The following is a 26,122-nucleotide window of genomic DNA, read 5'->3' on the forward strand; positions in this document are numbered from 1 at the left end:
TCTTTCGATGGGCGCTATCAGGACTCAGCGGCTGACGCGGCCCTGGATGAAGGACAGTACCTCGGCAACCGGCAGGGCCTGGGCTTCGGACTCGGTCCGGCTCTTGTATTCCAGGTTGCCTTCGGCAAGGCCGCGATCACTGACGACGATACGATGCGGTATGCCAATCAGCTCCATGTCGGCAAACTTGTTGCCAGGGCTGGTTTTCTTGTCGCGATCATCAAGCAGTACTTCGAAACCTGCGGCGGTCAGTTCGGCGTACAGCTTGTCGGTCGCTTCGCGGACTGCGTCAGTTTCGTAGCGCAGTGGAACCAGAGCGATCTGGAAGGGCGCCAGAGTGTCATTCCAGATAATGCCGTTATCGTCGCTGTTCTGCTCGATTGCAGCAGCAACCACGCGGGAAACACCGATGCCGTAGCAGCCCATGGACAGGTTCACCGGTTTGCCGTTCTCGCCCAGCACCTGACACTTCATGGCTTCGCTGTACTTGGTGCCCAGCTGGAAGATGTGGCCGACCTCGATTCCGCGTTTGATTTCGAGGGTGCCTTTGCCATCCGGGCTAGGGTCGCCAGCCACGACGTTACGCAGATCGGCGACGGCTGGAACCGGCAGGTCGCGTTCCCAGTTGACGCCGAAGTAGTGCTTGTCGTCGATGTTTGCACCAATGGCGAAGTCGCTCATCAATTCCACCGAACGGTCGATGATGCAAGTCAGCGGCAGATTCAGCGGGCCCAGGGAGCCGGCACCGGCACCGATTGCAGCGCGCAGTTCGGCTTCGGAGGCCATGACCAGAGGGCTTGCAACCTGCTCAAGTTTGGCGGCTTTGATTTCGTTCAGTTCGTGGTCGCCACGAATGATCAGTGCAATCAGCTTGCCTTCTTCTGCGGCGTGTACCACCAGGGTCTTGATGGTCTTTTCAATCGGCAGGTTGAAGCCTTCTACCAGTTGCGCAATGGTCTTGGTATCCGGGGTGTCGATCAGACGCAATTCTTCAGTTGCAGCGCCACGGCTGGTTTCCCGAGGTACAGCTTCGGCTTTCTCAATGTTGGCGGCGTAATCGGAACCATTGCTGAACACGATATCGTCTTCGCCAGATTCAGCCAGGACGTGGAACTCGTGGGAGCCTGCGCCACCGATCGAGCCGTTATCGGCCTCAACCGGGCGGAATTTCAGGCCCAGACGCGAGAACACGTTGCAGTAAGCCAGGTGCATGCGATCGTAGGTGATCTGCAATGAAGCGTGATCAGCATGGAACGAGTAGGCGTCTTTCATGACGAACTCGCGGCCACGCATCAGACCGAAGCGCGGGCGAATTTCGTCGCGGAATTTGGTCTGGATCTGGTACAGATTGATCGGCAGCTGTTTATAGCTATTAAGCTCGTTGCGGGCCAGATCGGTGATGACTTCTTCGTGGGTCGGACCCAGGCAGAATTCACGGTTGTGCCGGTCTGTCAGGCGCATCAGTTCAGGGCCGTACTGTTCCCAGCGGCCGGACTCTTGCCATAACTCGGCGGGCTGAATACCCGGCATCAGTACTTCCAGTGCGCCAGCAGCGTCCATTTCTTCACGAACGATGGCTTCGACCTTGCGTAATACGCGCAAGCCCATGGGCAGCCAGGTGTAAAGGCCGGAAGCAAGTTTGCGAATCATGCCCGCACGCAGCATGAGCTGGTGGCTGATCACGACCGCATCGGAAGGGGTTTCTTTCTGTGTGGCGAGCAAAAATTGACTGGTGCGCATGGTTGGCCGTTGTCGGTTGCTGAGACTGGAAATGACTGGGCATTGTACGGACAGTGTCTAGTCTCGTACAGGCCGCGACCGCCTCAGGATTGCAGCGAAATCAGATTCATTCATATATGAAAAAGCCCGGCATGAGCCGGGCTTTCTTTAAACGAGAAGCTGAGTGGCGATTACAGGACCGAAATCGGGTAGTCGACAATCAGGCGGAACTCGTTAACGTCGCCTTCACCCTGGTCAGCATTGGCGCGGTGCCATGCTTGACGGATGCGGAACGACAGGTCTTTGACGGGGCCGGTCTGAACCACATACTTGGCTTCAAGGTTGGTCTCGTGGTGCTTGCCGTCTGCACCGTACAGTGGAGCGCCAGCGCTATTGCGGTACTGGGAGTTCGCTGCCAAGCCAGTACCGTCGATGTCGTAGCCCTTGATGTAGCGAGTCATGAAGCTCAAGCCAGGCACGCCGTACGGAGCCATGTTCAAGTCATAGCGAGCCTGCCAGGATTTCTCGCCAGGACCGTTGAAGTCGGAGTACTGGATGGAGTTATTCAGGAAGATCGAGTCGCCACCCTTGTTGTTGTCGCCGATACCGATGTAATCGAATGGTGTATCACCATTGATTTTCTGGAAGGCCAGAGTCACGGTGTGCGCGGCTGCAAACGAATAGGCAACCGAGCCGGAGAATGCAGTGTTACTGATGTCGCCAGCTTTGGCACTACCAGCATCAGTGGTGCGGTAGATGTTGGCATCGAACGCCAGGGACTGATCGTCAGTCAGAGGCAGCGCGTAGTTCACGTTGGCGTAGTACTGGTTCCAGATGTCTTCCAGCTTGGCCGCATAGAAAGCTACACCGAGGCTGTCGGTGATGGCGTATTTACCGCCTGCGAAATCGGCCGAGCTTGCTTCCACACCTGAATAGTTGGAATAGATGCCGCCATCGTGGCTGTTGTCGTTTTGGCTGGTGCCGGAGTAGAAGTGACCTGCTTCAACATCCAGACCTGCGATCTCGCTGCTCTGCAGGCTGATACCGCTGGCTGTCTGAGGCAAGAGGCGAGAGCCGCCGACTGCGAATACCGGGCTTGTAGGCTGCATGTCGCCGACTTTCAGTTCAGTCTTCGAAACGCGGAATTTGACAGCGCCACCGACTTTACCCTGCTCATCGCGGTTATTGCCTTGGCGATCGAGGCTCAGGTTGCCCGAGCCGGCATATTGGTCCTGACCATCCAGCTTCAGACCCCAGTAGCCGAATGCTTCGACGCCGACACCAATGGTGCCTTGCGTGTAGCCAGTGCTGAAGTTGCCCCAGAAACCTTGGGTCCAGTCACGCTGATCACTGCTGCCGCTCCGGTTGTCGCGGTTGAAATAGTAGTTGCGAGCCTTCACGTCCAGCGTGCTGCCTTCAATGAAACCCTTGGCATCAGCCTGATCGCTGACAAACGGTGCAGCCGTTGCCAATTGGGTGCTGGCAGCAGTAACGGCCAGTGCGATTGCGCTCCACTTCATCACTCTCATTGTGACTTGCTCCTTTGGTTTTTAAGAGAAGAGTACCGCCGTCCACCGGTTTTTTTATCTGGACGGCTCTTTCTTTTTTTGTGTCGGCGAAACTTATATCTCGCTGACAATGGTGGCTATAGTTACAGACCTAACCTTGCAAAATCTTTACAGCGCTGTCGCAAATAATTACGGTCCTTGTCGCAAACACAAAGCCTCCAACGGTACTGATCATCAACGATCGGGCCATTGAAATATGAAGCTTGTGCCTTACCTGCGTATTCCTTCCTTTAGTGGATGATTTTCTCCACCTTTCGTGGCTGCTCGTCCTCTGTTCTCCGCCAGAAGATCGCTCAACCTTGCCCAGTAACATAGCAACAACCGTGCACAAAGCTAAGCAGAATGAGAAAAAAACGTGAAAAAACTAGTATTTACTTTCGTTTTTTACGCTAACCACATGAAATTAAAGAGGAAAATATTTCCTTGTTTTTAAAGGGGAATTGAGATTTTCCGTCTGGATAGCGTGTTTGGCCGTCGACAGCGTTACCCCGGTGCGTTTGGCATGTGGGGATTCTCCATGACCGGGCTATCTGTAGAGACAAGGTGGGTTGTTTTGGTGCGATGACAGCCTGTGATGCATTAATGTGGGTCTCTATTCTCGTGCGTCACTCCCTGGCTGCTCCGTAGCGTTTCATATTCATGACGCAATCGGTTTTGCGGGGTCGTGGCTTATAGGCTCAGGTCGTTTGACCTGTAGCGATATGTAACAACGGTTGTAACGATGGTATCGGTGGCGGTGCGCGAAAAAGGGGCGCTGTCTGCGCTCTGGGGTATTTGCTGGTGCGTGATGCTATCGCGTCTGTCGGCTGAATAAGCAAGACGCAGAGCGTGGGCTGCTGGCAAAAAAATGCTCGTGAGTCAGGTAAGCGATGAAGTCGAGGTTTTTCCCGAGTATCCTGCCGGTTACTGTGCGGCGATATCTGAAATACAAGTCGGCGCAAATTTAACCTGTAGATCAGGAGTTACATCGTGTTCGCTCTGGATTCACGCTTGCAAGAAGATACTTTAGTGATCGGCGATTTCCCGTTGTGCCGACTGCTGCTGTCCAATGATTCAAATTATCCCTGGTTCATTCTGGTGCCTCGGCGTCCGGATATTAGCGAGGTGTTCCAGCTGGATGCGCGGGATCAGTTGCAGTTGTGGCAGGAAACTACGCTGCTGTCAGAGCAATTGAAGGACTTGTTCAACGCTGACAAGCTCAATGTGGCAGCGTTGGGTAACGTCGTCAGTCAACTGCATATGCATGTGATCGTGCGGCGGCGAAGCGACATCGCATGGCCGGCGCCTGTCTGGGGCAAGCATCCGGCTACGCCTTATACGGCGCAGGAGTTTTCACTGGTCAAGGATCAGCTGCGAGCGGTTCTGGTCAAGGACTTCATCTTCGCGGAGGAGTCGGTATGAGTCTGGAGGCACGAGTGACCGATCTGGAGAGCCGACTGGCTTTCCAGGACGATACTATTCAGGCGTTGAATGACGTACTGGTTGCTCAGCAACGAGCATTGGATCGTCTGCAGCAGCAATTTGCGGCAATGCTCAAGCGTCAGGAGGAAATGGGGAGTCAGTTCGAGATTTTCGGCGAGGATGCGCCTCCGCCTCATTACTGAGTTTTCGCACCGCACAAAAAAACGGCCTTCTATATATAGAAGGCCGTTTTTGTATTGCGGTAGAAAGAATCAGCGGCGTGGCAAAGCGGCAATCACATCCTCTGCCTGCAAGCCCTTGTCGCGATTCATCACCGAAAACTCTACACGTTGACCTTCAACCAGTACCCGGTGACCTTCGCCGCGAATAGCCCGGAAGTGCACGAAGATATCGTCGCCGGAGTCGCGGGAAATGAAGCCGAAGCCCTTGGACGTGTTGAACCACTTTACGGTGCCCGTATCGCGGTTGGTCATGTCGTGGCTTTGCGCAGCAGGTGACGGGGAGGACCGGTAAAAGCTGACGGCCAGATGCAAGGCAACTGCGACCAGTGCCGCGGTCAGCGCTGCGACGATTGCCGGTTGACCGGCGATGGTATCGAGAGGGACAAGCAAGGTCAGGATTTGAATAACTACAGCAAGAACCAGTAACGCACTGACCAGATTCTGCAGATGATGACGTGGGCCTCTGTTCCAGTAGGGGATCACGGGTGCCAGTACAAGATTGAGCAGGCCGAAGAATGCCAGATAAAGCGCATCGGGTTGCAGCAGCGAAGACAGAGCTTCACTGCGCAGGCTGGGGATAAAGGAAAGCAGCAGGGCTGCGGCTCCCGTTAGCAGGTGGACTATTTTCAACATGTTGATGACTCACATTAAGATGGATCGCAAGGAAATAGCTGAAGGCACCCGGTACGCTTCTTGAAAAGTGGAGGCGTGAGGCACGCGTGATCTTTCAGCCTATGCGCGGCAGCCTGATCAATCAGCTGCCGCGACACGCGGTGTATTTAACAGCAAAGCTCAGAGCTACTCAAATCAACAGCTTGCGTTACATCGCACAGTGGCAGCCCCGGACGTGACAAAGCGACGGGCGGTGTTCGGTGGTCCCCAATCGGGGCATGGTCGTTCCGACTGACGCAGGGTAGGTATTTGCAAAGCAGGGCTGCGTCCTGCCCTGTGTCTTGATACAGTGGCCTCTGTACCTGCTGGATTAAAACCATCAATTGAAAGGGGAAATACATGGCAATCGATATCGGTATCAGCGAAGAGAATCGCAAGTCAATCGTCGATGGTCTTTCTCATTTGCTCGCAGATACCTACGTGCTTTACTTGAAAACTCATAACTTTCACTGGAACGTCAGTGGTCCGATGTTTCGCACGCTGCATCTGATGTTTGAAGAGCAGTACAACGAACTGGCCCTGGCGGTTGATTCCATTGCCGAACGTATTCGTGCGCTGGGCTTCCCGGCTCCAGGTACTTATACAACGTATGCGCGTCTTTCTTCGATCAAAGAAGAAGAGGGTGTACCGGGTGCCGAAGATATGATCAGAAGTCTGGTTCAGGGACAAGAGGCTGTAGTGCGTACTGCTCGTAGTCTTTTTCCTCTTCTGGATAAGGTTAGTGACGAACCGACTGCCGATTTACTGACGCAAAGAATGCAGGTCCACGAAAAAACGGCGTGGATGCTTCGCTCGATGCTGGAAACCAAGTAACGGTCAAATGAGTGTCAGGCGAGTGGTGCGTCGCACTTCTCGCCTGTCTGATCTCCGGGGGCTGATAGCCTCATCGCCCCTTGCCTGCCTGAGCCTCTGCCGCCTACCCGGCATGGTTTTTAGAAAGTCTATAACTATTCATTACCTTCAGATGCGTTTAGTGTTTAGTTGTTACTAGTTACTCTTTATTCCTCAGTGCTTTGTGGTCATGTCCTACACGCTCTAAGTCTTAATGCGGCTGGTTATCTAAACGTAAATCGGGCCTGATAGTCGGACATTTATTTATATTTAAATGTTTCTCATGGGACCCGATTTTATAGTTTAGAGGAAGCCGCTATGGTTCAAGAGGTCGAATGCGACGTAAAAGACCTGAAACGTCACGCGAAAATTTGCAATGATCCGTTTGTCGAAGATTTCAATATGGCTCTGGCTCAACCCCATTCCAAGTCGGTGCGGCTTAATGGTCTGGCCACCTGTTTGCGTCTGGAGCATGTGTACTGGAATATCCTGTCCACGATTGCCAGATCAAATGATTGCTCTGTCAATGCGGTACTTTCTTATATCGACCGGGAGGTGCATTTGCGCTATGGCGGCGTAAAGAATTTCAGCGGCCTTATCAGGGTCGTGTGTGTTGCTCATCTTTTGAAGGGTGACAGCCTGGATCTGAGACAAGCTTAACGCAGTTGACGTACCCCTATTTTGCGGGCTCGCTTTCCGGGCGGGCCTGCTTTTGTAGCGCGTTCCTCCAGCGGCTGCGTTGCCCTGAGCCGCACGCCGCGGCAAGTTATCTCGATCTGTTCGGTTTGCGCGGCTGCACGCTCTTGATTAACGCTATATAATCCCCGGCCTTGCTAAAAACGGGCACGTCTGCGCCTGCAGTGCGCAGCGACGGGCTGACGGCTTGAACGCGTGCCTGGGCTCTTGCACTATTGAGCGCAAGCCAAGAGCGAAAGCTCCACCGAATTTCGAATTACGAGAAGTGAACAGACCATCATGATGCGCAGCCATTATTGCGGCCAATTGAACGAGAGCCTGGAAGGTCAGGAAATTACCCTTTGCGGATGGGTCCACCGCCGTCGTGACCACGGGGGTGTGATTTTCCTCGACATCCGTGATCGTGAAGGTATGGCTCAGGTGGTGTTTGACCCCGACCGCGCAGATACTTTCGCCGCTGCCGACCGTGTTCGCAGCGAATATGTCGTCAAGCTCACCGGCAAGGTGCGTGCTCGCCCGGCCGGTGCCGTCAATACCAACATGGCGTCCGGCGCCATCGAAGTGCTTGGCTACGAGCTGGAAGTGCTGAACGAGTCGGAAACCCCGCCGTTCCCGCTCAACGAATATTCCGATGTTGGCGAAGAAACCCGCCTGCGCTATCGCTTCATCGACCTGCGTCGCCCGGAAATGGCCGAGAAGCTGCGTCTGCGCTCGCGCATCACCACCAGCATCCGTCGCTACCTGGATGACAACGGCTTCCTTGATGTCGAGACGCCGATCCTGACTCGCGCTACTCCGGAAGGCGCTCGCGACTATCTGGTGCCTAGCCGCACACACCCGGGCAGCTTCTTTGCCTTGCCGCAATCCCCGCAGTTGTTCAAACAACTGCTGATGGTTGCCGGCTTTGACCGCTACTACCAGATCGCCAAGTGCTTCCGCGATGAAGACCTGCGTGCTGACCGCCAGCCGGAATTCACCCAGATCGACATCGAGACCAGCTTCCTCAATGAAGAAGACATCATCGGTCTGACCGAGAAGATGATTCGTCAGTTGTTCAAGGAAGTACTGGACCTGGAGTTCGGCGATTTCCCGCACATGACTTTTGAAGAAGCCATGCGCCGTTATGGCTCCGACAAGCCGGACCTGCGTAACCCGCTGGAACTGGTTGACGTTGCTGATCAGCTTAAAGAAGTTGATTTCAAGGTATTCAGCGGCCCGGCCAACGATCCGAAATGCCGTATTGCCGCGCTGCGCGTTCCTGGCGGGGCGAGCATTCCGCGTAAACAGATCGACGACTACACCAAGTTCGTCAGCATCTATGGTGCCAAGGGCCTGGCGTACATCAAGGTCAACGAGCGTGCTGCCGGTGTTGAAGGCCTGCAGTCGCCAATCGTGAAGAACATCCCTGAAGCCAACCTCAATGTGATCCTGGATCGTGTTGGCGCGGTAGATGGCGATATCGTGTTCTTCGGCGCAGACAAAGCCAAGATCGTCAGCGAAGCCCTCGGCGCGCTGCGGATCAAGGTCGGTAACGACTTCAAACTGCACACTTGCGAGTGGGCACCGATGTGGGTCGTGGACTTCCCGATGTTCGAAGAGAACGACGACGGCAGCTTCACTGCATTGCACCACCCGTTCACTGCGCCGAAGTGCACCCCGGAAGAACTGGAAGCCAATCCGGCAACCGCTCTGTCCCGTGCCTACGACATGGTGCTCAACGGCACCGAGCTGGGTGGCGGCTCGATCCGTATCCATCGCAAGGAAATGCAACAGGCGGTCTTCCGCTTGCTGGGCATTGCCGAAGACGAGCAGCAGGAAAAGTTCGGCTTCCTGCTCGACGCTTTGAAGTACGGTGCACCGCCGCACGGTGGTCTGGCGTTCGGTCTGGATCGTCTGGTCATGCTGATGACCGGTGCGCAATCCATCCGTGAAGTGATCGCGTTCCCTAAAACCCAGAGCGCGGCTGACGTCATGACCCAGGCACCTGGTGTGGTGGATGCCAAGGCACTGCGTGAGCTGCATATCCGTTTGCGTGAACAGCCAAAGGCTGAGTAACGCTCGCTGAGGCGCGTTCCGTCGCTCGACGTGAGCGCGCCCTTGCATGGCTACACCCCCAGTCAAGTAAACCCTTTTGCCTGTTTATAGTTGGGCGAAAGGTGAAGGTGTTCGAAAAAAGAATCTGGAGCGAGATATGGCAGGTCATTCTAAGTGGGCGAACATCAAGCACCGCAAAGAGCGCCAGGATGCCAAGAAAGGCAAGATTTTCACCAAGTGGATCCGTGAGCTGACCGTTGCTGCCCGTCAGGGTGGTGGCGATCCCGGTTCTAACCCTCGTCTGCGTCTGGCGCTGGACAAGGCGCTTGGTGCAAACATGACCCGTGACACCATTGATCGCGCAGTGGCACGCGGTACGGGTGCAGCAGATGGTGATGACGTCGAAGAGTTGGGCTACGAAGGCTACGGGCCGGGCGGCGTCGCGATCATGGTTGAAACCATGACTGACAACCGTAATCGCACTGCAGCGGCCGTACGGCACGCTTTCACCAAGTGCGGCGGCAACCTGGGTACAGACGGTTCTGTCGCGTACCTGTTTGATCGTAAAGGTCAAATCTCGTTTGCTGCCGGTGTTGATGAAGATTCCCTGACCGAAGCTGCAATGGAAGCTGACGCCGATGATATCGTCACCAATGATGACGGTAGCATCGATGTGTTTACCTCGTTTTCCGGTTTTTACGCGGTTCGCAATGCTATTGAAGCTGCTGGCTTCAACGCTACGGACGCTGAAATCGTCATGTTGCCGACGACCAGCGCGGTACTTGATCTGGAAACAGCAGAAAAGGTGCTCAAGCTGATCGACATGCTTGAAGATCTGGATGACGTACAGAACGTCTACTCCAATGCGGAAATTCCGGACGAAGTCATGGAACAGTTGGGCTGACAGATTTCTGCAGGACAAAGGGGCCGGAGGCCGGTGGCGATGTACTGACATCGCTATCGGCCTTCGGCTTCTGCCTTTATGCTGCGATCTTCGCTGGGTATCACTTCTCAAGCTGCAGGCGTTATGACTCTTATTCTTGGTATAGACCCCGGCTCTCGGATCACTGGTTATGGCGTGGTACGAGATACCGGGCGTGGCTGTGTTTACGTGGCGTCGGGCTGTATTCGCACCGGCAGTGGCGAGCTGCATGAGCGGTTGCAGATTGTGTTCCGCGGGGTGAGGGAAGTCATTCAGACGTACGGCCCCGTGACCATGGGCATTGAAAAGGTCTTCATGGCGCGCAATGCCGACTCGGCTCTCAAGTTGGGCCAGGCACGGGGTGCAGCGATTGTTGCCGGGGCCGAGGAGGGACTGGAGATTGCCGAATACTCGGCGACTCAGGTCAAACAGGCGGTTGCAGGAACCGGGGGCGCGAATAAAGAGCAGGTCATGATGATGGTCATGCATTTGCTCAAATTGACCCAGAAGCCGCAAATTGACGCATCCGATGCTCTTGCGATTGCCCTGTGTCACGCGCACACCCGCTCAAGCCTGATTCCTCACGGCCTGAACACTGCACGCAGCCGCGGTGGTCGTCTGCGTCTCTAATGCGTGCAATAGTGGTGCTGCGTCTCTGGTAGCATCCTCTGCTTGAATATTTCTGCTTGCAGGTCTTGTCTTGCCTGCAATGATTACGACCATTATTTCGCGCCGGTTACGCGGTCTGACCGGCAACACGAAAGGATTTGATACGTGATTGGACGCTTACGCGGCTTTTTGGCTGAGAAACAGCCGCCGCATCTGGTGCTTGATGTGAACGGTGTCGGTTACGAAATCGAGGTCCCCATGACCACGCTTTACCGCTTGCCGCATGTCGGTGAGCCGGTGACGCTGCATACTCACCTTGTCGTTCGTGAAGATGCGCATCTGTTGTACGGCTTCTATGAGAAGCGCGAACGCGAGCTGTTTCGTGAATTGATACGCCTTAATGGCGTTGGCCCGAAACTGGCACTCGCCTTGATGTCCGGTCTCGAGGTTGATGAGCTGGTGCGTTGCGTTCAGGCTCAGGACACTTCAGCGCTGACTCGCATTCCGGGCGTCGGGAAAAAGACCGCTGAACGTTTGCTCGTCGAACTTAAAGACCGCTTCAAGGCGTGGGAAACCCTGCCTGGGACCTTCACCCTGGTTTCCAATGGTCCGAATGCGCCGGAACCCGTGGCAACCGCCGAAAACGATGCGGTCAGTGCGCTTATTTCTCTGGGCTACAAACCTCAGGAGGCAAGCAAAGCTGTTTCCGCGATCAAGGAAAAAGATTTGAGCAGTGCTGATTTGATTCGACGTGCATTGAAGGGAATGGCTTAAGTGATTGATGCTGACCGCCTGATAACCGCCACTGGCGGGCGTGATCGTGATGAGCAGATTGATCGCGCGATTCGTCCGCTGAGCCTTGCCGACTATATTGGTCAGCCGACGGTGCGTGAGCAGATGGAGTTGTTTATCCAGGCTGCTCGCGGACGTAACGAAGCACTCGACCATACGCTGATCTTCGGTCCGCCCGGTCTGGGCAAGACCACACTGGCCAATATCATTGCTCAGGAAATGTCGGTTTCCATCAAGAGCACATCTGGCCCTGTACTGGAGCGGCCGGGGGATCTTGCGGCCATTTTGACCAATCTCGAACCCAACGATGTGTTATTCATCGACGAGATTCACCGGCTGTCGCCCATCGTCGAGGAGGTCTTGTACCCCGCGATGGAGGACTTTCAGCTCGACATCATGATTGGTGAAGGGCCAGCGGCTCGCTCGATCAAGCTCGATTTGCCGCCGTTCACGCTGGTAGGGGCGACGACTCGAGCGGGCATGCTGACCAATCCGTTGCGTGACCGTTTCGGTATCGTCCAGCGTCTGGAGTTTTACAGCATCGCGGATCTGGCAACTATCGTATCGCGTTCAGCCGGCATTCTCGGTCTGCCGATAGAGCCGGAGGGTGCGTTCGAAATTGCCCGTCGGGCTCGTGGCACGCCGCGGATTGCCAACCGCTTGCTGCGCCGCGTGCGGGATTTCGCCGAAGTGCGCGGCAAGGGTGAGATTACCAAGCCTATCGCCGACCTTGCTCTTAATTTGCTGGACGTCGACGAGCGCGGTTTTGATCATCAGGACCGGCGTTTGCTGCTGACCATGATTGAGAAGTTTGATGGCGGCCCGGTGGGTGTCGACAGTCTGGCTGCTGCCATCAGCGAAGAGCGCCACACTATTGAGGACGTGCTGGAACCCTATTTGATCCAGCAAGGCTATATCATGCGCACACCGCGTGGCCGGGTCGTGACCCGGCATGCGTATCTGCACTTCGGGCTGAATATTCCTTCCCGAATGGGGGAGATGCCGGGCGCCGAACAATTTGTTGCAGATGAAGACATTTAAAAACTCGCAAAACACTGATTTATTCAGGGTTTGCGCGGTCAGACTGGCTACTGCGTCAGGCTGGCATGAAATAACCGGTAAAACGTTGAAAACAGTTGCCGTGGCGGATTGGCAACCTGAGGAGTAAGCACTAGAGTATGCGCGCGCAAAACGGGGTTCAGTCGTTCGCACATCGCTGTCGCGTTTATTACGAGGACACCGATGCTGGCGGCATTGTCTATTACGTCAATTATCTGAAATTCATGGAACGGGCTCGTACCGAACGGCTGCGGGAATTGGGTTTTGCCCAATCCTCAATGGCGAAGGAAGGCTTGTTGTTCGTTGTGCATTCCAGCGAGGCCAGGTATCACAAGCCGGCGCGATTGGACGACGAATTGCTGGTCAGCGCTGAAGTAATCGAATTGAACCGTGTCAGTCTGCGCTTCAAACAGGAAGTCAGACGGGCTGCGGATGCAACGCTGCTCTGTGAGGGGCAGTTTTTGGTGGCGTGTGTAAACGCCGATAGTTTGAAACCCCGGGCCATTCCCGAAGCTCTGCGTACGGCCTTTGCCGGCCAGGGCGGCGCGGGCACACATACAGAGCAGGAGAGCAAGCGTGGAAGCTAACGTCGTCGACCATTCCTCCATGTGGAGTTTGGTCAGTAATGCCAGCATTGTCGTTCAGTTAGTTATGCTGATCCTGGTGGCTGCTTCAGTCACTTCATGGGTCATGATTTTTCAGCGCAGCAACATGCTGCGTGCTGGACGCCGGGCATTGGACAGCTTCGAGGAGCGTTTCTGGTCCGGTATCGATCTGTCCAAGCTGTACCGTCAGGCGGGCAGCAATCCAGACCCGGATTCTGGTGTGGAGCAGATCTTCCGTGCCGGCTTCAAAGAGTTCTCGCGTCTGCGTCAGCAGGCAGGTGTCGATCCTGAGGCCGTGATGGAAGGCGTGGCTCGTGCCATGCGTGTTGCCATCTCGCGTGAGGAGGAGAAACTCGAAGCGGGTCTCCCTTATCTGGCCACCGTTGGCTCCGTCAGCCCGTACATCGGCTTGTTCGGTACCGTCTGGGGGATCATGAACTCCTTCCGCGGCCTGGCCACGGCGCAACAGGCGACACTCGCCACCGTTGCCCCTGGTATTGCCGAAGCACTGATCGCAACAGCCATTGGCCTGTTCGCGGCGATCCCTGCAGTAATCGCTTACAACCGTTTCGCCGCTCGCAGCGAAACCCTGATTAGCCGTTACTACACCTTCGCCGAAGAATTCCAGGCCATCCTGCACCGTAAAGTGCACACCAGCGAAGAGTGAGCAGGTAATTCCCAATGGCTTTAATCGCTCGAGATCGCCGCAGAAAACGCAAGCCGGTCGCCGAAATGAACGTAGTACCTTACATCGACGTGATGTTGGTGCTGCTGGTCATCTTCATGGTCACCGCTCCCATGATCAATCAGGGCGTGAAAGTCGATTTGCCCAAAGTCTCCAGCGAGGCTTTGCCGCAAGACAACAACAATCAGGTCCTGACCATTTCGATCAAGGCTGACAAGACCTATTACTGGAACCTTGGCAGCGAAGTCGACACCGACAAGCAGATGGACAAGGCGATGACCTTGCCGCAACTGACGTCGGCCGTTACCAAAATCGTTGCCGCCGGGCGTGATGCCGGCAAGCAGACGCAGGTTTTCATTCGTGGCGACAAAACCGTTGATTACGGTTCGGTCATGGGCACCATGGGTGGGCTGCAGAAGGCAGGGGTCGGGAATGTCGGCTTGATTACTGAGGCCCCCTGATGCAGCCAATTCGAGAGCCGTCCGCCTCGGAGAATTATTTCTGGCCTAGTGTCTGGGCCGTGGCGTTGCACGTCCTGATTTTTGGCTTGCTGTTCGTCAGCTTTGCCATGACTCCGGAATTGCCGGAAGCCAAGCCTATCGTGCAGGCGACCCTGTACCAGCTCAAGTCCAAGAGTCAGGCGACGACCCAGACCAACCAGAAAATTGCCGGCGAGGCGAAAAAGACCGCTGCACGACAGACTGAAGTCGAGCAACTGGAACAGAAGAAAGTCGAGCAGGAAAAGCAGGAAGCTGTAAAAGCTGCGGAACAAAAGAAAGAAGAGGCTGCTCAAAAAGCGGAAGAACAGAAGGCTGAAGAAGCAGCGCAGAAAGCGGCGGAAGCGAAAAAAGCCGACGAAGCGAAGAAAGCTGATGAAGCCAAAAAGGCTGATGCCAAAAAAGCTGAAGAAAAGCAGCTGGCCGACATAGCCAAGAAAAAAGCTGAAGACGACGCCAAGAAAAAGGCCGAGGAAGACGCCAAGAAAGCTGCAGCCGAGGAAGCCAAGAAACAGGCCGCCGACGATGCGAAGAAAAAAGCGGCAGAGGACGCCAAGAAAAAGGCTGCCGAAGACGCTAAAAAGAAAGCAGCTGACGACGCGAAGAAAAAAGCCACTGCCGATGCTGCCAAGAAGGCGCAGGAAGCAGCTCGCAAATCTGCTGAAGATAAAAAGGCTCAGGCCTTGGCTGACTTGCTTTCCGATAAACCGGAAAGGCAACAGGCATTGGCGGACGAGCAGGGTGACGAGGTCGCGGGTAGTTTCGACGATCTGATTCGTGTTCGAGCGTCCGAGGGCTGGAGTCGACCACCGTCAGCACGTAACAACATGTCCGTAACACTGCAGATTGGTATGTTGCCGGATGGCACCATTGCCTCGGTATCGGTTGCCAAGTCCAGTGGAGACGGGCCGTTTGACAGTTCAGCAGTCGCAGCAGTCAAGAATATTGGCCGTTTGACAGAAATGCAGGGTATGAAGGCCGCGGACTTCGCTCCCTATCGTTCATTCAAGATGACATTTACACCTGGAGATCTAGCCTTGTGATCAAGCTTTTTCGAGGACTGCTAGTAGTCGTTCTCTGTTGTGCGGCCGGTATGGTTGGCGCAGAAGAGAAGAACATTCTGGTCACCAGCGGCAGTGACCGCGCCACGCCTATCGCAGTTGTGCCTTTTGGCTGGCAGGGCGGCAACGTACTGCCAGAGGATATGTCGGAAATCATCGGCAATGACCTGCGCAATTCGGGTTACTACGCGCCAATCCCGCGTCAGAACATGATCAGCCAGCCAAGCCAGGCCAGCGAAGTCATCTTCCGTGACTGGAAAGCATTGGGTGCGCAATACGTTATGGTCGGCAATATCGTGCCTGCAGGCGGTCGTCTGCAGGTGCAATATGCGCTGTTCAACGTCGCAACCGAGCAGCAGGTACTGACCGGTAACGTGTCCGGTACCACTGATCAGTTGCGCGACATGTCGCATTACATTGCGGACCAGTCGTTCGAGAAACTGACCGGCATCAAGGGTGCTTTCTCTACCCGCATGCTGTACGTGACTGCCGAACGCTTCTCTGAAAACAATACGCGCTTCACTTTGCAGCGCTCGGATTACGACGGTGCACGTGCAGTGACCCTGCTGCAATCCCGTGAGCCGATCCTGTCGCCGCGCTTTGCGCCGGATGGCAAGCGCATCGCTTACGTATCGTTCGAACAGAAGCGCCCGCGCATCTTCGTTCAGCACATCGATACCGGTCGCCGCGAGCAGATCACCAACTTCGAAGGCCTTAATGGTGCGCCTGCATGGTCGCCTGATGGCACGAAACTGGCATTCGTATTGTCGAAGGACGGTAACCCGGAAATTTACGTGATGAACCTGGCCTCGCGTCAGCTGAATCGCGTGACCAACGATTCGTCCATCGATACAGAACCGTTCTTCGGCAAAGACGGCTCGACGCTGTACTTCACGTCGGACCGTGGCGGCAAGCCGCAGATCTACAAGACAAATATTAATGGTGGTGGTGCTGAACGAGTGACTTTCGTCGGCAACTACAACGCCAACCCGAAATTGTCAGCTGATGAAAAGACGCTGGTAATGATTCACCGGCAGGACGGCTTCACTAATTTCAAGGTTGCAGTGCAGGATTTGGCCCGCGGAAGCGTAAAAATCCTCACAGATAGCAACCTTGATGAGTCGCCTACTGTTGCGCCCAACGGCACCATGGTAATCTACGCCACCCGCCAGCAGGGCCGGGGAGTCTTGATGCTCGTGTCCATTAATGGACGCGTAAGGCTCCCGCTTCCTACCGCTCAAGGCGAAGTCAGAGAACCTTCCTGGTCCCCTTACCTGAACTGACGCGGCGCTACACAAAAAAGATTTGCTTAACACACTGGGGTTCATTAGGAGTTTCACGATGGAAATGCTGAAGTTTGGTAAATTTGCTGCGCTGGCTCTGGCCATGGCTGTAGCTGTAGGTTGCTCTTCAAAAGGCGGCGACAACGCTGGCGAAGGCGCTGCTGTTGATCCTAACGCTGGTTACGGCGCAAACACTGGTGCCGTTGATGGCAGCCTGAGCGAAGAAGCTGCTCTGCGCGCAATCACCACTTTCTACTTCGAATACGACAGTTCGGACCTGAAGCCAGAAGCCATGCGCGCTCTGGACGTTCACGCCAAAGACCTGAAAGGCAATGGCGCTCGCGTCGTTCTGGAAGGCAACACCGACGAACGTGGTACTCGCGAGTACAACATGGCACTGGGCGAGCGTCGTGCGAAAGCCGTTCAACGCTACCTGGTTCTGCAAGGTGTTTCCCCAGCTCAGCTGGAACTGGTTTCCTACGGCGAAGAGCGTCCAGTTGCTACCGGCAACGACGAGCAGTCCTGGGCTCAAAACCGTCGCGTCGAACTGCGTAAGTAATTTGACATGCGAACGTGCCGACGTGCTGTAACAGTATTGGCCCTCACCCTTCCACTTGTTGCGTGGGGTGCGGTTCCTGTGGTCGATAACAATTCTGGCTCTGGCAGCAGCAGTTATCCGCCAGCTGGTTATGGCACGTCTGGCGCCTATGCCGGGGGAGGGGTTACGGCCCAGCCCTCGGCACAAGGTCAGCTGTTCATGCAGCTACAACAGATGCAGGACGAAATCGCGCGTTTGCGCGGTATGGTCGAGGTCCAGCAAAACGATATCCAGCGCATGAAACAAGAAGCGCTCGAGCGGTATCAGGATCTGGATTCACGCATAGGAGCAGGCGGCGCAGCCGCAGCGGCTTCCAATAATTCTCAACCGGCTGGCGGTGATATCAACGCCAGCGGGACACCTGCCGCACCGGCCGCGCAAGCGCCGTCGGCAGGTACTGAACCACCTGATCCTGCGAAGGAGAAGCTTTATTACGAAGCGGCCTTCGATTTGATCAAAGCCAAGGATTTCGACAAGGCCAGTCAGGCTTTCGGCGCTTTCCTTCGCAAATATCCGAACAGTTCGTACGCGGGCAATGCTCAGTACTGGCTGGGCGAAGTGAATCTGGCCAAAGGTGACCTTCAAGGCGCAGGTCAGGCGTTTGCCAAAGTCAGCCAGCTTTACCCGAAGCATGCCAAGGTGCCTGATTCGTTGTACAAGCTTGCTGATGTCGAGCGCCGCCTGGGTCATACCGACAAGGTCAAAGGCATTTTGCAGCAGGTTGTTGCTCAGTATCCGGGTACATCTGCCGCTCAGCTGGCACAGCGGGATCTTCAGCGCCTTTAAGGTTCTGACCCGTAATTCAAGAAAGCCGCGCTTGTCGCGGCTTTTTTCGTTAGAATTCGGCACCCGAATTTTCGGTACTTTTAAATACGCTTCTCTGGATTCTGCCATTGCAGGGTGCTTTGAAGTGCCTGACGGAGGCGGACGGCCTGTTTAGCTGTTACGCCCGTGGCCCATATGCAAGAAACGTTACGTATCACCGAAGTCTTTTACTCGTTGCAGGGTGAGACTCGCACCGCCGGCTTGCCCACTGTTTTTGTCCGTCTCACGGGCTGTCCGCTTCGATGCCAGTACTGCGACAGCGCCTATGCCTTCACTGGCGGCACCATTCAGACACTGGACGACATCCTCGGTCAGGTGGCTGATTATCGCCCGCGTTACGTCTGCGTGACTGGGGGTGAGCCGTTGGCTCAGCCCAATGCCGTCCCGTTGCTCAAGCGTCTCTGTGATGCTGGTTATGAAGTATCTCTGGAAACCAGTGGTGCGCTGGATATTTCGGCTGTTGACCCTCGTGTCAGCCGAGTCGTGGACCTGAAAACACCAGGCTCCATGGAAGTCACTCGCAACCGTTACGAGAACATCGAACTGTTGACGCCCAACGATCAGGTCAAGTTCGTGCTTTGCTCTCGTGAGGACTACGACTGGGCCGTCTCCAAGCTCATTCAGTACGGTCTGGAGCGTCGAGCGGGCGAAGTATTGTTCTCGCCCAGCCATCACCAACTGAATGCCCGCGACCTCGCAGACTGGATCGTCGCCGACAACCTGCCTGTACGCCTGCAAATGCAGCTGCATAAATTTCTCTGGAACGATGAGCCAGGGCGCTGAGATGAGTGAATCAAACATGACTGAAAAAACAGCGGTAATCCTCCTTTCTGGCGGCCTCGACTCGGCCACTGTCGTCGCGATGGCGCGTGAGCAGGGCTACGCCTGTTACACCATGAGTTTCGATTATGGTCAGCGTCATCGCGCTGAGCTCGATGCAGCGGCACGCGTCGCTCGCGATCTGGGCGTGATCGAGCACAAGGTCATCGGCCTGAATCTCAATGGCATTGGTGGCTCGGCGCTGACTGACGATTCCATCGCGGTTCCTGAAACCCCAGGCGAAGGCATTCCGGTGACTTATGTACCGGCACGCAACACTGTGTTTTTGTCTCTGGCGCTGGGCTGGGCAGAAGTGCTCGGTGCACGTGACATCTTTATCGGCGTCAACGCGGTGGATTACTCGGGTTACCCGGATTGCCGGCCTGAGTTTATCGAGTCGTTCGAGCGTATGGCCAATCTAGCTACCAAAGCGGGTGTGGAAGGGCAGGGCTTTACGATCCAGGCGCCCCTGCAGAATCTGAGCAAGGCCGACATCGTCAAGGCAGGCGTGCGTCTGGGGGTTGATTACGGTCTTACCGTTTCTTGCTATCAAGCCGACGATCAAGGCCGTGCATGCCGCAAATGCGACAGCTGTCGCTTGCGCGCAGAAGGCTTCGCAGCCGCCGGAATCAGTGACCCGACACGATATTTTTAAAATAATTGAAATTAGGTGTTGAATTACTCATATAAATCAGTAATATACGCGCCACGCAACAGAGGGTCGTTAGCTCAGTTGGTAGAGCAGTTGGCTTTTAACCAATTGGTCGTAGGTTCGAATCCCACACGACCCACCATTTTTTAGCAGTTTGAAAACCTGGAAGGCCCACGCAAGTGAGGATTTTCAGGTTTTTTTTTGCCCGTACGATCGGCCTGGCTGAAGGTCTAGCTTTTTCAAGGTGTTCAGTCGCTCATACAAGCAGCTGTCTACCGCGAAGCATGGCTTTGCTTCGGCGCAGCATCACCGAGCACAGCCACTGTACGTACAGAGCCTAGGGCAAGTCAGAGAGCACCTGCGCCACGGCAACAGTCAGATACCACTTCCAGAAAGCACGCCGCAATTCCGGGTCGCCATCGTCGGACAGGCTGCTCGCGAACCCCAACCCTCCCGCAAACGCCGATGCGACTAAATAATCAGGCTCAAACGCTTCAGGATCCAGGTCTTGATCGCGTTGGTCGTCGCCAGCGTCGAATTGGACGTCAGCGACTGCCGTTACGATTGTGTTGGCAGCAGCGTGCCCGACGAACATTGCAGGGTACTCATCGGCTTCATACTCTTCATTCTCGACCACCGACACATAAAAATCGTCACGTACGGCAATTGCATCAGCGTGATCAAAAGCGCCACTGGCAGCCTGAAGTGCCGCTGTCAGAACGTGTTCGATGCGTTGAGCATCGCCAAACTTCTCGGTCCAGAATCCCATGCCGTGTTGCACGCAGGCGGTATTGAGCTTTGTCAGTATCAGCTTTTGGTCGTTGGGGTTCCTGTTTTCAGTGATCATCGCCCAGAGCCGAGTTCGCAGAGAGCGTGCTAGCTCACCCTTGGGCGAATTTTCAACTTCAGTCATGAGCTTTGTGATGAACGCTTCGTGTTCTTTTTTCATTTGAGCCTGATGGTCGGATGGGCAGTATTTTCGTATTGAACGATGCGCAAAGTTCTCGGACGCATGACCTAACGAAATACGTTGATCTCAGCATGGTTGATGTTGAAGTTTTTCAGAGTAGTCATCGCCGTCTCAGAAACGACTAATCCATTGCTTTCGGCCACGCCAAAGTCGTCGACTCCAGCGACCCCATTTACTTGTAACCAGTAAAAATCAGGTAAGGTTTTGTCTGGGTAAAGCTCCAGAAAGTTTTCTGATTTTGAAATGATGACGGACTCAAATGACACGCCTGAAAATTCGTCCGCCGATAAAGCCTCCGCCAAGGTGCAGGTACAGATAAAACACGGGAACGTCTCCAGTAACTCGTCACCCAGCCAGCCTTCAAATTGATACTCGAGTTGACTGACCTTTGGCGGCCAGATCCCGGTATCCATAACCGTCCGGTCTCCCAGGCTACCGGCAACTTCGGGCTCTACGTGGTAATAATTCATAAGTGTTTCTGCTCAATAGTTGGCTTTTTTCAGCACATACTCATCTTGATGCCTCTCTCGGGCAAGCATACCCAAATCTGTTCCAGCTCATGGCTCGATTGTCAGCTGAGCAATTCAGTAAGCTGTCCTGTGCCCTGGTCACTGCTGCGGATGGGTTTGCATGGCTACGTCGCTTGAGCCAATCGGGCAGGTGAGCGCGCAGCATCAGTAGGTCGGTCCATTACGGCGTACACAGGATGCACAATCTGCATTTTGTCTTTACAGTTGTTGAGGCGTGCTGCCTGGCTGAGATGCGGCATTGGGGGCATAGGACAGTCCGGTATCCGGTTCAGGAAGTCTACAAATACTGATATGAAATTATAATGATGAACATTGATGTGGAACTTGAAAGGATAGGAAGAAGTCGGTTTTTTTCCAACATGGGCGTTTTGCTCTCTGGAGAGGAGCGTATTATCTGTATCGAGAGCGTGCGCAAGGTATTTGTTGAACCCTCGGAGCTCGAATTTCAAGGGTGCTACGAGGAAGTTGAGTGGCTCCCCACCTCTCCCTCTCAAGATGATCCGTTTTATAAGCTACCCAAGCCGCCCAAAGAGTTGACTGGACTTAGAATGGAAATCAATAAGTCTGTGATGGCGGCCACAAGAAAAGTGGAGAAAGAGTTGTTCTTGTGTGGGTCACATGATTTTAGTGCCGCTGCTAGAAATGGAATTTGTTTTGCTTTTCGCCAGTATGTGTCTGAGCGTTATTACGGTCATGGCGATCATTGGAAGCAAATCGTAGAGATTTATTATAAAGGACATTGGCCCGTTGGGTTTGCGAAAAATAAATGGGTTGTCATCTAGAGGCTGAGGCTTATTCGTAGGTCGTTTCAAAATAACTCCAGGAAAAAATACAGGCCAAGGGCAAACATGAAGAGTTTTCTGATATTTAAAAAAGCATTATGGTGCGTCATGATACTCTCTGCCTTTTATCCACAGCTCTCTTCAGCGCTACCTACAGATGGAAATAAAGCCATCAACGCCCCGTGGACCACTCATTACTTTGGCAGATTTCAACTGGATATCCCGGCAGGGTCTGAAATTGCCGCCGATTACAAGCTCTACAACGAGAAGGTCGAGCTCATTAGCAGGAATGGAAAGTCCGACCTGAACTCGATCGTCGACCAAAAAATTGAAGAGCTAAAAAAGGGAGTTGCACACGGTACATCAAGCAGGTATGAAAAAACGATACCCTTAAGTAATGGCAGCGTATTAATACTTTCGAGACTGGATAAGCTCTATACCTTTCATGCTTATCTTCTTACGTCCCAGAACGCCCTGTACAGCATGCTGGTGAAATCGATTTCTGCCAAAGGAATAGACGGCGCCATCAATAAAACCCGCCTGATAAGTGAATCCCTGTTTTCCAGACGTCCCCAAGACGCTCCACCCCAAGGGGCTTTTGCTTTAGAAGAAGGGTATACCACCCTGGGGGCAGCTCAATCTCTGGAAGGTGTTTACATGGGCGCACAAGTATCAACGCACCCGGGCACGTTTGTCAGTCTACTCACTCAACGGATAGTTGAGCATGATGACACATTAATAAAGCGCTTCGAGGAAGAAAGCGGCGGCGTTGTTTCAGGCGTTGCCGGGTTATTGAATAAAACAAAAATACTCAGGAAAAAAACGCGCAGGGTGGGTGACATTGAAGCAGAGGAGGTTGCTGTTGTAACGTCAATCGATGGAAAGCGTTTTTACACGTTTCAACTCGAATACGAGGGCCAGCTGAAATCGAATACTCGTCCGTTTATAGATTTGAGATTAGGTACACATGAGGTCGGGAGTGACTTCAAAACCGATGAGGAGGCGCTAGCGTTTTGGGACAAACTGGTAGGTAGCTTGAAAGCACTGCCTTGATTTCGCATCGCGTAGTGCCTGCGCCATACACAGCGTTCATTACTTCAGCTTGACTGCCCGAGGAACCAAGGGGAAAGATATCCTTTTTTTTCGGCTCATCCTTGGGTCGAAATGCTATAGGGAAATTCCGTGATTGATTTAAGAAGCCCTGACGAAGTTCTCGAAGAATACGCTGAGCGCTATGATTCCCTGCTCCCCCTGCCTTCTCCACAGCTGATTCAGCGCATGGATTACATGTTGACGTCTGACGCCCCAAGGTTGCCCGTGGTGAAGCCCGAATGGATTGCCTCGCGCAAGTGCACCTTGACCGAAGCAGAGGCGCTGGATCGTGCAAAAGGCTGCTTGCTTGGACTGGCAATAGGCGACGCCGTGGGCACAACACTCGAATTTTTGCCTCGTGATCGTAGCCATGTGCATGACATGGTGGGTGGCGGTCCCTTCAGGCTTAATCCGGGAGAGTGGACCGATGACACCAGCATGGCGCTCTGCCTGGCAGACACTTATCTTGCGAAAGGCAGTTTCGACCTTATTGATTACGCGGACCGACTAGGCCGCTGGTATCTAAGCGGCGAAAACAGTCATAACGGCAAGTGTTTTGATATCGGCAATGTCACTCGAACTGCGATCGAAGAGAGGCTGAAAAATGGCGGCTTATGGCATGGAAATGATGCGCCATCCACCGCGGGTAACGGCTCGATAATTCGCCTGGCCCCCACTGCGATATTTCATCGACATACGCTCTCGGCTACGTGGCGTGACAGTGCGGCCCAAAGTTACTGTACGCATAGGGCGCTGGAGGCCGTCGCGTGTTGTCATCTGCTCGGCGCGCAGCTGCATCTGGCCCTCAATGGTGCAGACAAAGAAGAAACCCTGTCTCCCATGATTCGGCCCTTGCGGCCAAGAGCCTTGATCATCAATGCGGGCGAATACAAAGAAAAAAACCGGGACCAGATACGTTCATCAGGGTATGTCATCGACACACTGGAAGCAGCACTGTGGGCAGTGTGGAATACCGACAACTTCAAAGACGCTATTCTGTTGGCTGCCAATCTGGCTGATGATGCCGACAGCGTAGCCGCCACTGCCGGACAAATTGCTGGCGCTCTGTATGGCGTGTCGGGTATGCCGGAGGAGTGGGTCAAGAACGTCGCATGGTCAGAGCATATTCAGGGGCTGGCTCAGCAATTGTTCGAGCGTGCGCCGCTGCATGATCCTTTGGAAGAGTCTATCCGCGATTGATATACCTCGTTGTTTGACCGACATCCAGTCCAGGTAACTGCTATCAAAAAACTCGTGGTTCGATGATGAAAAACCTCTTTATCAGGATGATGACTGCCTCTATGGGTAAGCGTAAAAGAAAGACACTCCCGAAGGATTTCGATCAGTTGCTGAGGGATGCTCCGCTTGCCGAGTTGATCGCAGTGTTCGACGTGTGCGAACTCGAAGCCACCGGGGGATACAGTAAGAGCACTGCGCTTGGTTTTTATAATTGCCCCGATGATCTGGTCCGGTGGCTGGTGGAGCAGGGCGCAAACGTTGATGCCCGTGACCTGTATCAGCGAACGGCCCTGCACCATCGTAGTTCGAGCCGAATAGGAGGTGTTGATCTGCTGCTGGACCTAGGGGCTGATATCGAGGCTCAGGACTCTAAAGGCCACACACCGCTGCAGGTGGCGGTAGAGAGTCACAAGGCCGACTCAATCGCTGCTCTGATTCGTCGAGGCGCCAATACGGAGGTTAGAACCCGGCGACAGGGATACAGCCTGTTGCACCTCGCACTGCTCACGACGTCCAATGGCGACATTCGGCCTACTGCCAAAATCGCTGAGATCCTGTTGGAAGCCGGTGCGCAAGTCGAGGACGCTATGCGTTCAGAAGTGCAGCGTATCGGTCGTGAATTCGAATTTCACCGGGCTGACTTCAACCCTGATTACCTGGCGGAAACTGATGCAGCTCTTGCCACTCTTTATCGCCTTTTCAATGTCACTCCAGTTGCCGCGCGTAATATCCATGACGGTCAGGCTGCGATAGTCGTGACAGCAGATGACTGGCCTGCCCAGCATCAGCAATTGTGGGAAATGCTGGTGCCATCCTCGGGAGCAGCAACGACGGTGCAAGGTGAAGCCATCCGCATCAGTGGTCGTATCTCGATTGAGATCAACGACAATGGCTCGGCGAACTGGGACGCCGATTTCAAAAAAATGCTGAACGCGCTTGTAGAGTATTTAGGCAGTGCCGTGCCGTTAAGTGAGCTGGAGCTGGCCGAAGCCCGCACGCTCGCTGCCGCACTTAAAAGCGGTAATGATACTGCCGGGCACACCGATCGCCTCTGTGAACTGGCCGTATGCTGGGTCATTGCCAACCCGCAGCCAGAGCTGTTGAGTACGACTTCCTATGGCCGATAGACATCGGTGTGACTCTGTTCGCTGTCCGGTTGGGGCGCTCTCCTTGCGGATTGCATCAGCATGTTCATACGAGGATTCTTCCTTCGTTCTCGGTGGTTTCCGAGAAGGTCGTCGGCGAACGCTTCCAAGTGTTCAACCTCTCTGACGCATCAAGAATCCCTGCTGATGTCATACCGAAAGTAGATCTGAACGAGCTTGACCGGCTTATCGACGTTTAGCTATGGAAGCATTCTCGCAGAGCGCTTCGATAGAAATCGAAAGCGTCAATTGCACCCTGGATAGCCTGAGCTTTCTGCGTCTCGTCCAGTTTCAGCCCGTCAAGTAATGTCACGAACTCGCGCCAGTGCAGGGCGCGACCATCGGGGTGGGCAGCAAGGTGGCGTGCGCCATGTTCGGCGCCGAAGCCCATCTGCTGGGTTTCCTTGAAGAGGAAGGCCGCTCCCAGATTTGAACCCTCAGCGCAATACAGCCAGCCCAGCGCCGCATGGATCGAGTGTGGTTTGACTACGGCGGGCGCTATGGGAGTTGGCAGGCCTATATCGTTCATGTCGGCACGAACGGCATCAAAACGCGGCAGCTCACGCAGGCCAGGCAGTAACTGGTTCAGCTCGGCATCGTGATACAGCTCATGAATTGCGCCATGAAAGCGGTGCTGAAGGCGCAGGAAACAACCGTAGCGCTGATTGTCCGCGAACGGTCGGGACTGCATGACCAGCGTGTCGACGCTGTCGTGGTCGCGGGCGCTCCCCGCTTTAAGGCGTTTACTGAGCGGAAGGTCTGGCGTTACTGGTGAATCTACGAGCATTGATGAA

General features: G+C 54.5%; 28 protein-coding genes and 1 tRNA gene. 23 read left to right on the forward strand and 6 right to left on the reverse strand.

From position 1 onward, the window contains the following. Positions 1–24 precede the first annotated feature (24 nt). Together K3169_RS08310 and K3169_RS08315 are read right to left on the reverse strand one after the other, a co-directional pair. Positions 25–1,740, reverse strand: a complete 1,716-nt coding sequence (locus K3169_RS08310) for a proline--tRNA ligase (RefSeq protein WP_231675592.1) — start codon at positions 1,738–1,740, stop codon at positions 25–27. 170 nt (positions 1,741–1,910) lie between these two features. Further along, positions 1,911–3,248: an OprD family porin gene (locus K3169_RS08315; protein ID WP_231675591.1), complete on the reverse strand. Its 1,338-nt coding sequence runs from the start codon at positions 3,246–3,248 to the stop codon at positions 1,911–1,913. A gap of 1,008 nt (positions 3,249–4,256) precedes the next feature. Between K3169_RS08315 and K3169_RS08320 the strand changes: the two genes are divergently transcribed. Both K3169_RS08320 and K3169_RS08325 read left to right on the forward strand, forming a co-directional pair. Further along, on the forward strand, positions 4,257–4,688 hold the full coding sequence (locus K3169_RS08320; RefSeq protein WP_231675590.1) for an HIT family protein: 432 nt from the start codon (positions 4,257–4,259) through the stop codon (positions 4,686–4,688). Then, a complete protein-coding gene (locus tag K3169_RS08325) occupies positions 4,685–4,891 on the forward strand; it encodes a SlyX family protein (protein WP_027898115.1) in 207 nt (68 codons plus the stop codon). Before K3169_RS08320 ends, K3169_RS08325 begins: the two co-directional genes overlap by 4 nt. Positions 4,892–4,960: 69 nt before the next feature. Here the strand turns inward: K3169_RS08325 and K3169_RS29585 are convergent, their stop codons facing one another. Then, positions 4,961–5,563 carry a cold-shock protein gene (locus K3169_RS29585; RefSeq protein WP_317633755.1) on the reverse strand — a complete coding sequence of 201 codons (603 nt, stop codon included), beginning with the start codon at positions 5,561–5,563 and terminating at the stop codon, positions 4,961–4,963. Positions 5,564–5,941: 378 nt separating this feature from the next. Between K3169_RS29585 and K3169_RS08335 the strand changes: the two genes are divergently transcribed. The 17 genes from K3169_RS08335 (at position 5,942) to K3169_RS08415 (ending at position 19,712) form a co-directional block, all read left to right on the forward strand. Next, positions 5,942–6,415: a Dps family protein gene (locus tag K3169_RS08335; RefSeq protein ID WP_027898221.1), complete on the forward strand. Its 474-nt coding sequence runs from the start codon at positions 5,942–5,944 to the stop codon at positions 6,413–6,415. 336 nt (positions 6,416–6,751) lie between these two features. Next, positions 6,752–7,093, forward strand: a complete 342-nt coding sequence (locus K3169_RS08340; protein WP_049826719.1) for a ribbon-helix-helix domain-containing protein — start codon at positions 6,752–6,754, stop codon at positions 7,091–7,093. Between the two features lie 315 nt (positions 7,094–7,408). Next, the gene (gene aspS / locus K3169_RS08345) at positions 7,409–9,184 is read left to right on the forward strand and encodes an aspartate--tRNA ligase (protein ID WP_027898223.1); all 1,776 of its coding nucleotides are present in this window, start codon (positions 7,409–7,411) and stop codon (positions 9,182–9,184) included. Between the two features lie 136 nt (positions 9,185–9,320). Beyond that, positions 9,321–10,067, forward strand: a complete 747-nt coding sequence (locus K3169_RS08350; protein WP_231675589.1) for a YebC/PmpR family DNA-binding transcriptional regulator — start codon at positions 9,321–9,323, stop codon at positions 10,065–10,067. Between the two features lie 123 nt (positions 10,068–10,190). Beyond that, the gene (ruvC, locus tag K3169_RS08355; protein WP_027898225.1) at positions 10,191–10,715 is read left to right on the forward strand and encodes a crossover junction endodeoxyribonuclease RuvC; all 525 of its coding nucleotides are present in this window, start codon (positions 10,191–10,193) and stop codon (positions 10,713–10,715) included. A 144-nt stretch (positions 10,716–10,859) separates the two neighbouring features. Next, positions 10,860–11,468 carry a Holliday junction branch migration protein RuvA gene (gene ruvA, locus K3169_RS08360; RefSeq protein WP_027898226.1) on the forward strand — a complete coding sequence of 203 codons (609 nt, stop codon included), beginning with the start codon at positions 10,860–10,862 and terminating at the stop codon, positions 11,466–11,468. Then, positions 11,469–12,527 carry a Holliday junction branch migration DNA helicase RuvB gene (gene ruvB / locus K3169_RS08365; protein WP_095093547.1) on the forward strand — a complete coding sequence of 353 codons (1,059 nt, stop codon included), beginning with the start codon at positions 11,469–11,471 and terminating at the stop codon, positions 12,525–12,527. It begins immediately after the preceding gene. A gap of 137 nt (positions 12,528–12,664) precedes the next feature. Beyond that, positions 12,665–13,132, forward strand: coding sequence for a tol-pal system-associated acyl-CoA thioesterase (ybgC, locus tag K3169_RS08370; RefSeq protein ID WP_027898228.1), 468 nt, complete (start codon positions 12,665–12,667; stop codon positions 13,130–13,132). After that, entirely contained in the window at positions 13,122–13,817 is a 696-nt protein-coding gene (tolQ, locus tag K3169_RS08375) for a protein TolQ (protein ID WP_231675588.1), read from the forward strand. The genes ybgC and tolQ overlap by 11 nt, the downstream gene beginning before the upstream one ends. A gap of 14 nt (positions 13,818–13,831) precedes the next feature. After that, entirely contained in the window at positions 13,832–14,296 is a 465-nt protein-coding gene (tolR, locus tag K3169_RS08380) for a protein TolR (protein ID WP_027898230.1), read from the forward strand. Then, positions 14,296–15,375, forward strand: coding sequence for a cell envelope integrity protein TolA (tolA, locus tag K3169_RS08385; RefSeq protein WP_087274352.1), 1,080 nt, complete (start codon positions 14,296–14,298; stop codon positions 15,373–15,375). Before tolR ends, tolA begins: the two co-directional genes overlap by 1 nt. A 50-nt stretch (positions 15,376–15,425) precedes the next feature. Further along, positions 15,426–16,676, forward strand: coding sequence for a Tol-Pal system beta propeller repeat protein TolB (gene tolB, locus K3169_RS08390; protein ID WP_231675613.1), 1,251 nt, complete (start codon positions 15,426–15,428; stop codon positions 16,674–16,676). Between the two features lie 58 nt (positions 16,677–16,734). Then, positions 16,735–17,235: a peptidoglycan-associated lipoprotein Pal gene (gene pal / locus K3169_RS08395; RefSeq protein ID WP_027899119.1), complete on the forward strand. Its 501-nt coding sequence runs from the start codon at positions 16,735–16,737 to the stop codon at positions 17,233–17,235. A gap of 6 nt (positions 17,236–17,241) precedes the next feature. Then, on the forward strand, positions 17,242–18,060 hold the full coding sequence (gene ybgF, locus K3169_RS08400; protein WP_122396454.1) for a tol-pal system protein YbgF: 819 nt from the start codon (positions 17,242–17,244) through the stop codon (positions 18,058–18,060). Positions 18,061–18,234: 174 nt separating this feature from the next. Beyond that, positions 18,235–18,882, forward strand: a complete 648-nt coding sequence (queE, locus tag K3169_RS08405) for a 7-carboxy-7-deazaguanine synthase QueE (RefSeq protein ID WP_231675587.1) — start codon at positions 18,235–18,237, stop codon at positions 18,880–18,882. A gap of 16 nt (positions 18,883–18,898) precedes the next feature. Then, positions 18,899–19,573 carry a 7-cyano-7-deazaguanine synthase QueC gene (queC, locus tag K3169_RS08410; RefSeq protein ID WP_263270993.1) on the forward strand — a complete coding sequence of 225 codons (675 nt, stop codon included), beginning with the start codon at positions 18,899–18,901 and terminating at the stop codon, positions 19,571–19,573. Positions 19,574–19,636: 63 nt separating this feature from the next. Beyond that, a tRNA-Lys gene (locus K3169_RS08415) sits at positions 19,637–19,712 on the forward strand. A gap of 195 nt (positions 19,713–19,907) precedes the next feature. Here K3169_RS08415 and K3169_RS08420 read toward each other — a convergent pair. Together K3169_RS08420 and K3169_RS08425 are read right to left on the reverse strand one after the other, a co-directional pair. Further along, positions 19,908–20,519 (reverse strand): Imm5 family immunity protein, encoded by a 612-nt coding sequence (locus K3169_RS08420; RefSeq protein ID WP_099269074.1) that lies wholly within the window; start codon positions 20,517–20,519, stop codon positions 19,908–19,910. A 68-nt stretch (positions 20,520–20,587) separates the two neighbouring features. Then, a complete protein-coding gene (locus K3169_RS08425; protein WP_231675585.1) occupies positions 20,588–21,010 on the reverse strand; it encodes a hypothetical protein in 423 nt (140 codons plus the stop codon). 362 nt (positions 21,011–21,372) lie between these two features. On the opposite strand from K3169_RS08425, the gene K3169_RS08430 reads away from it, so the two are divergent. From K3169_RS08430 to K3169_RS08445, 4 genes are all read left to right on the forward strand, one after another. Next, the gene (locus K3169_RS08430; protein ID WP_257153433.1) at positions 21,373–21,852 is read left to right on the forward strand and encodes a hypothetical protein; all 480 of its coding nucleotides are present in this window, start codon (positions 21,373–21,375) and stop codon (positions 21,850–21,852) included. Positions 21,853–21,918: 66 nt separating this feature from the next. Beyond that, on the forward strand, positions 21,919–22,905 hold the full coding sequence (locus tag K3169_RS08435) for a T6SS immunity protein Tli4 family protein (protein WP_263270997.1): 987 nt from the start codon (positions 21,919–21,921) through the stop codon (positions 22,903–22,905). A gap of 129 nt (positions 22,906–23,034) precedes the next feature. Continuing rightward, the gene (gene tri1, locus K3169_RS08440) at positions 23,035–24,144 is read left to right on the forward strand and encodes an ADP-ribosylarginine hydrolase Tri1 (protein ID WP_231675582.1); all 1,110 of its coding nucleotides are present in this window, start codon (positions 23,035–23,037) and stop codon (positions 24,142–24,144) included. A gap of 101 nt (positions 24,145–24,245) precedes the next feature. Then, entirely contained in the window at positions 24,246–25,310 is a 1,065-nt protein-coding gene (locus K3169_RS08445; protein WP_263271000.1) for an ankyrin repeat domain-containing protein, read from the forward strand. 214 nt (positions 25,311–25,524) lie between these two features. Here K3169_RS08445 and K3169_RS08450 read toward each other — a convergent pair whose 3' ends face one another. Further along, positions 25,525–26,115 (reverse strand): biliverdin-producing heme oxygenase, encoded by a 591-nt coding sequence (locus tag K3169_RS08450; protein ID WP_263271002.1) that lies wholly within the window; start codon positions 26,113–26,115, stop codon positions 25,525–25,527. Positions 26,116–26,122 lie beyond the last annotated feature (7 nt).

The sequence above is a fragment of the Pseudomonas phytophila genome (assembly GCF_025643095.1).
In the GTDB taxonomy this organism is placed as follows: Bacteria; Pseudomonadota; Gammaproteobacteria; order Pseudomonadales; family Pseudomonadaceae; genus Aquipseudomonas; species Aquipseudomonas quasicaspiana.